3 protein-coding genes are annotated in these 5,289 nt (G+C 71.4%); 1 reads left to right on the plus strand and 2 read right to left on the minus strand.

The window, feature by feature from the left end; translation table 11 throughout:
- Positions 1 to 26: 26 nt before the first annotated feature.
- A complete protein-coding gene (locus GUY61_RS34240) occupies positions 27 to 1,202 on the minus strand; it encodes an undecaprenyl/decaprenyl-phosphate alpha-N-acetylglucosaminyl 1-phosphate transferase (protein WP_166634218.1) in 1,176 nt (391 codons plus the stop codon).
- Positions 1,203 to 1,212: 10 nt separating this feature from the next.
- On the minus strand, positions 1,213 to 2,226 hold the full coding sequence (locus GUY61_RS34245; RefSeq protein WP_166634219.1) for an NAD(P)-dependent oxidoreductase: 1,014 nt from the start codon (positions 2,224 to 2,226) through the stop codon (positions 1,213 to 1,215).
- 346 nt (positions 2,227 to 2,572) lie between these two features.
- On the opposite strand from GUY61_RS34245, the gene GUY61_RS34250 reads away from it, so the two are divergent.
- Positions 2,573 to 4,837, plus strand: a complete 2,265-nt coding sequence (locus GUY61_RS34250) for a (Fe-S)-binding protein (RefSeq protein WP_166634220.1) — start codon at positions 2,573 to 2,575, stop codon at positions 4,835 to 4,837.
- Positions 4,838 to 5,289 lie beyond the last annotated feature (452 nt).

Genomic DNA, 5,289 nt, shown 5'->3' on the forward strand with positions numbered 1-5,289 from the left:
GGGACGGCGGGGATCGGGTGGCCGGGTCAGCCGCCCACCGGGTGGGCCGTGCCCGAGGGACGCGGCGGGACGACACGGGCACGGGAGCGGGTGCGAGGCCGCGCCCGGGAGCCGCGCACGGGCGGTGGCTGCGGCGCCCGCAGCAGCAGGACCACCGACAGCGCGGCGGCTCCGGCGAGCGGGAGCACGGCGGCCGGCGTCAGCCACTCCCGGTGCACGAGGATGCCCAGCACGCCGCCGCACAGGGCGAAGAGTCCGAGGACGACGGCGACACCCTGCGAGGTGAGACCGAGGCGGCGCAGACGGTGCGCGAAGTGGTCGGGACCGCCGCGCAGCAGCGGGCGCCCCGCGCGGTGCCGGGCGAGCAGGACCAGCACGATGTCGGCGGCGAGCACGGCGCTCACCGTGAGCAGTGCGGCCGCGCCCCGCCAGGTCGGCATCCCCGCCTGAACCAGCACGGCGGCGGACGAGAGCAGGAACCCGGTGGCCAGCCGTCCGCAGCCGCCGAGCAGCAGCCGCCTGGTCCGGTGCGGGCGCCGGGCCGGGCAGTTGCTGCTCGCCGCCTCCGCCTCGCCCTGGAGCGAGGGCTTCCGGCGGGAACGGGGGACCGGCCCGCGGGGCGGGACCACCGCGCGGGCGTCCGCCGGCCGGGACGGGACGGGGCCGTCCGCCCGTCCCGCGGCGATCAGGAAGCCGCCGAGCGCCGCGGCCACGGTGCAGAGCAGCAGTGCGAGGCCGCCGCGGTCCGCGCCGACCGCGCACGCGGCGAGGCCGAGCGCGGTGACGGCGCCGACGACCGCGGGCGCGGCACCGTCCGGGCCGCCTTTGTGGCAGACGGTGCTGACCAGGGCGATCCACAGGACTCCGGCCGCGCTCTGGAGGACGCCGAGCCCGGCGCCGTACACCACGGCCACCGCGCCGGCGGCCACCACCACCGCGCGCGCGACGGCCGGCAGCGGCCGTACGTCGTCGGCCAGGCCGACCAGCGCGACGGCGCCGGTGCCCAGGAGCAGGGCCTGGCCGCCGTTCCCGAGACCGGTCTCCCCGCCCCACAGTCCGAAGGCGGCCGCGGTGAGGGCCCCGGCGAGGAGGGCGATGCCGCCGAAGATCCGTCCCGCGCGCGGGCCGAGGCCGCGCAGGAAGTCGCAGAGCGCGGTGGTGAGGAGGAGGGCGAGGCCCGCGGCGGCGATTCCGTACAGCACGGCGGCGCCCTCAGACCAGTGCCGGTACGAGACCGCTGCGGGCCTCGGCGATCGTGTCGTCGAGGATCTCGGTGAGCCCGCGCTGCGGCCGCCAGCCCGTGAGCCTGCGCATCCTGGCGGTGTCGGGCAGCCCTCGTTCGAGGTCCTCGTGGCCGGGTCCGTACGTCTCCGGGTAGGGGACGAGGTGGATCGGCGAGTTGCTGGCGGTACGCCGCAGGATGCGGGCGGCGAGCTCGGCGATGCCGATCTCCTCGTCGCTGCCGATGTTGAAGACGCCGCCGACCGCCTCGTCGTGCTCCAGCAGCCTCACCAGCGCGTCGACGGTGTCGGCGACGTGTGTGAAGCAGCGCCGCTGCCGCCCGGTGCCGTGCACGGTGAGCGGGGTGCCCTCGACGGCCTGCCGCACGAGGGTGGGGACGACGGCCCCGCGGCCGGCGCCCTGCCGGGCCCCTGCCGTGTTGAAGAGGCGTACGACGATCGTCGGCAGGCCCAGTTCCCGGTGGTAGGCGGAGGCGAGGATCTCGTCGACGGCCTTGGCGGTGCAGTGCGACCAGCGGGCCGAGCCGGTGTCACCGATCACCCGGTCGGCGGTCTCCGCCATCGGGCCCGAGCGGTTCTTGCCGTAGATCTCGGAGGTGCCGGCGAGCAGCACCTTGCGGCCGCCGTGCCGGTGCGCGGCCTCCAGGACCGTTTCCGTCCCCCGGATGGAGGTGGTGAAGGAGTGCAGCTGCCGCTCGGCGAAGGGCGGCAGCCCGACGGCGGCGGCCAGATGCACCACGGTGTCGACCTGCGCGGTCAGCTCGTCGACGAGCAGCCGGTCGAGGACCGAGCCCTTGACGAAGCGGAAGCCGGGGCGGCCGGCCGCCGCGTCGAGGGAGGCCTCGCTGCCGGTGGAGAGGTCGTCGAGGACGAGGACGGAGTGGCCCTGGTCGAGCAGGGCGTCGGTGAGGTGCGAGCCGATGAATCCGGCGCCGCCGGTCACCAGGAAGGTGGAGTGAGAACTCGCGGAGGTCGTGGATGTCATGAGCAGCCCATTCGGTCGCGGGTAGGCCACCCATAAGCTAGACCTGTATATCCGTATTTGAGGCTAATGACACGAATGAGTCACACCGATGGACGCCGCCGGGCCCGGGCCGCCCGCGCCGCGTTCGCCCGCGCGGTGCGAGGCCGCCGCCGAGTCCGGTGTGCCGCCCGCGTCAAAGGGATGCGAGAGGAAGGCCACCCTCAGCGACACAGATCACCGCGTGCGCGGCTACATTGCGGAGCCGAGAGTGGGTAGTCTCGGCTCGGACTGCATTAAGTTACCGCTTAGTAATCGCAGTAACCCACGATCCGTACATCCCTCACCTCGCAGGCCCGAGGAGTCCCGCATGCAACTCGCCGCGATCATCGTGTCGCTGGTCCTGACCGTGGTCGGCGTGGCGCTCATCGCGCGAGCCGTCGCGCAGATCTGGCACTTCGTGAAGCTGGGTCAGCCGGTGCCCGCGGGCAGCCGCACCGACAACCCGAAGCAGCGCACGATCACCCTGGTCAAGGAATTCCTCGGCCACACCCGGATGAACCGGTGGGGAATCGTCGGATTCGCGCACTGGTTCGTCGCGATCGGCTTCCTGACGCTTCCGCCGACCCTCGCCCAGGCCTACGGGCAGCTGTTCCAGGCCGACTGGACTCTTCCGGTCCTCGGCGGCTTCCTGCCGTTCGAGATGTACATCGAGTTCATCGGCCTGATGACGGTCGTCGGCATCCTGGTGCTGATCGCCATCCGGCTGCTGAGCCTGCCCTCCCGGGCCGGGCGCAAGTCCCGCTTCGCCGGCTCCAAGGCCTGGCAGGCGTACTTCGTCGAGTACATCATCCTCACCATCGGCCTGGCGATCCTCGCCCTGCGCGGCCTCGAGGGCGCGATCCACCACGTCGAGCACTACGAGGCGGCGTACTTCGTCTCGTACCCGCTGGTCGCGGCCTTCGACGGGCTGGACGTGAGCACGCTCCAGAACCTGGTCTACCTCACCGCGATGATCAAGATCGGCACCTCGCTGATCTGGATGATCACGGTCTCGCTCAACACCAACATGGGTGTCGCCTGGCACCGCTTCCTCGGCTTCCCGAACATCTGGTTCAAGCGGAACGCCGACGGATCCACCGCGCTCGGCGCGCTCCAGCCGATGACCTCCGGCGGCAAGCCCATCGACTTCGAGGACCCGGGCGAGGACGACGTCTTCGGCGTCAGCCAGGTCGAGCAGTTCTCCTGGAAGGGCATCCTCGACTTCTCCACGTGCACCGAGTGCGGCCGCTGCCAGTCGCAGTGCCCCGCCTGGAACACGGGCAAGCCGCTCTCCCCGAAGCTGCTGATCATGTCGCTGCGCGACCACGCGCACGCCAAGGCCCCGTACCTGCTGGCCGGCGGCGGCAAGACCATGGAGGGCGAGGAGAAGGCGAGCGAGGAGCAGCTGGCCGGTGTGCCCGCGGCAGCGCTCGCGGAGGCCGAGCGCCCGCTGATCGGGACGCTGGAGGAGAACGGCGTCATCGACCCGGACGTGCTGTGGTCCTGCACCACCTGCGGTGCGTGCGTGGAGCAGTGCCCCGTGGACATCGAGCACATCGACCACATCGTCGACATGCGCCGCTACCAGGTGATGATCGAGTCCGCCTTCCCCAGCGAGGCCGGCACGATGCTGAAGAACCTGGAGAAGAAGGGCAACCCCTGGGGACTGGCCAAGAAGCAGCGCCTGGAGTGGACGAAGGAAGTCGACTTCGAGGTGCCGGTCGTCGGCAAGGACATCGAGGACCTCACCGAGGTCGACTACCTGTACTGGGTCGGCTGCGCAGGCGCCCTGGAGGACCGCGCGAAGAAGACCACCAAGGCCTTCGCGGAACTGCTGCACATCGCGGGCGTCAAGTTCGCGATCATGGGCGGCGACGAGAAGTGCACCGGTGACTCCGCCCGCCGCCTGGGCAACGAGTTCCTCTTCCAGCAGCTCGGCGCGGAGAACGTGGCGATGCTGAACATGGCATTCGGTGAGGACGAGGACGAGGGCGTCAAGGTCGAGAAGTCGAAGAAGAAGATCGTCGCGACCTGCCCGCACTGCTTCAACACGATCGCCAACGAGTACCCGCAGCTTGGCGGCGAGTACGAGGTCATCCACCACACCCAGCTGCTCCAGCACCTCATCGACGAGGGCAGGCTGATCCCCGTCACCCCGGTCGAGGGTCTGATCACGTACCACGACCCCTGCTACCTGGGCCGCCACAACAAGGTCTACACACCGCCGCGCGAGATCATCGCCAAGGTGCCGGGCCTGCGGAACGAGGAGATGCACCGCCACAAGGAGCGCGGCTTCTGCTGCGGCGCCGGCGGCGCCCGGATGTGGATGGAGGAGCGGATCGGCAAGCGCATCAACACCGAGCGCGTCGACGAGGCCCTGTCCCTCAACCCGGACATCGTCTCCACCGCCTGCCCGTTCTGCCTGGTCATGCTCTCCGACTCGGTCAACGGGAAGAAGGGCGAGGGCAAGGCGAAGGAGTCCCTCCAGGTCGTGGACGTGGCGCAGCTGCTGCTCGACTCGGTGAAGACGCCGATCGACCCGGCGGACGAAGCTGAGGACGCGAACGAGCCGGAGCCCGAGCCGGTGAAGTAACCGGACGGACGGCGCTCGGGCCCGCGTGCGGGCCCGCGGCGGCGGACACACCGTGACGACGGCCGGGCCGCGTCGGAACACCTCCGACGCGGCCCGGCCGTCGGCGTTGGGCGGCGCGTGCGGTCGGCGGGTGCGGCCCGGCAGTGGGGCAGCCTGGGCCGCGCGTACGGCGGCGTCCCGGGGCTGCGGGGGTGTGTGACCGGGCGGCGTGACCGGACCTGTCACGCGATGTGTGACAACTCGGAGCAGGTTCGGTCCCCCGTATTAACGCTCCGGTCACTTGGGAGCATGATGGGACGGCTTGACGCCGGAGTGACTGACGAGGTGGGTTGTGCGCAAACGAGTGACAGGGACCGCCCTGCTGCTGCTCACGGTGGCCGGGCTCCCCGGCTGCGGGCCGGTGTCCGGTGACACCGCCGCAGGCAGCCACGCCCCCGTCACCGCCGCCCGGC

The sequence above is a fragment of the Streptomyces sp. GC420 genome (assembly GCF_009916105.1).
Classification (GTDB): domain Bacteria; phylum Actinomycetota; class Actinomycetes; order Streptomycetales; family Streptomycetaceae; genus Streptomyces.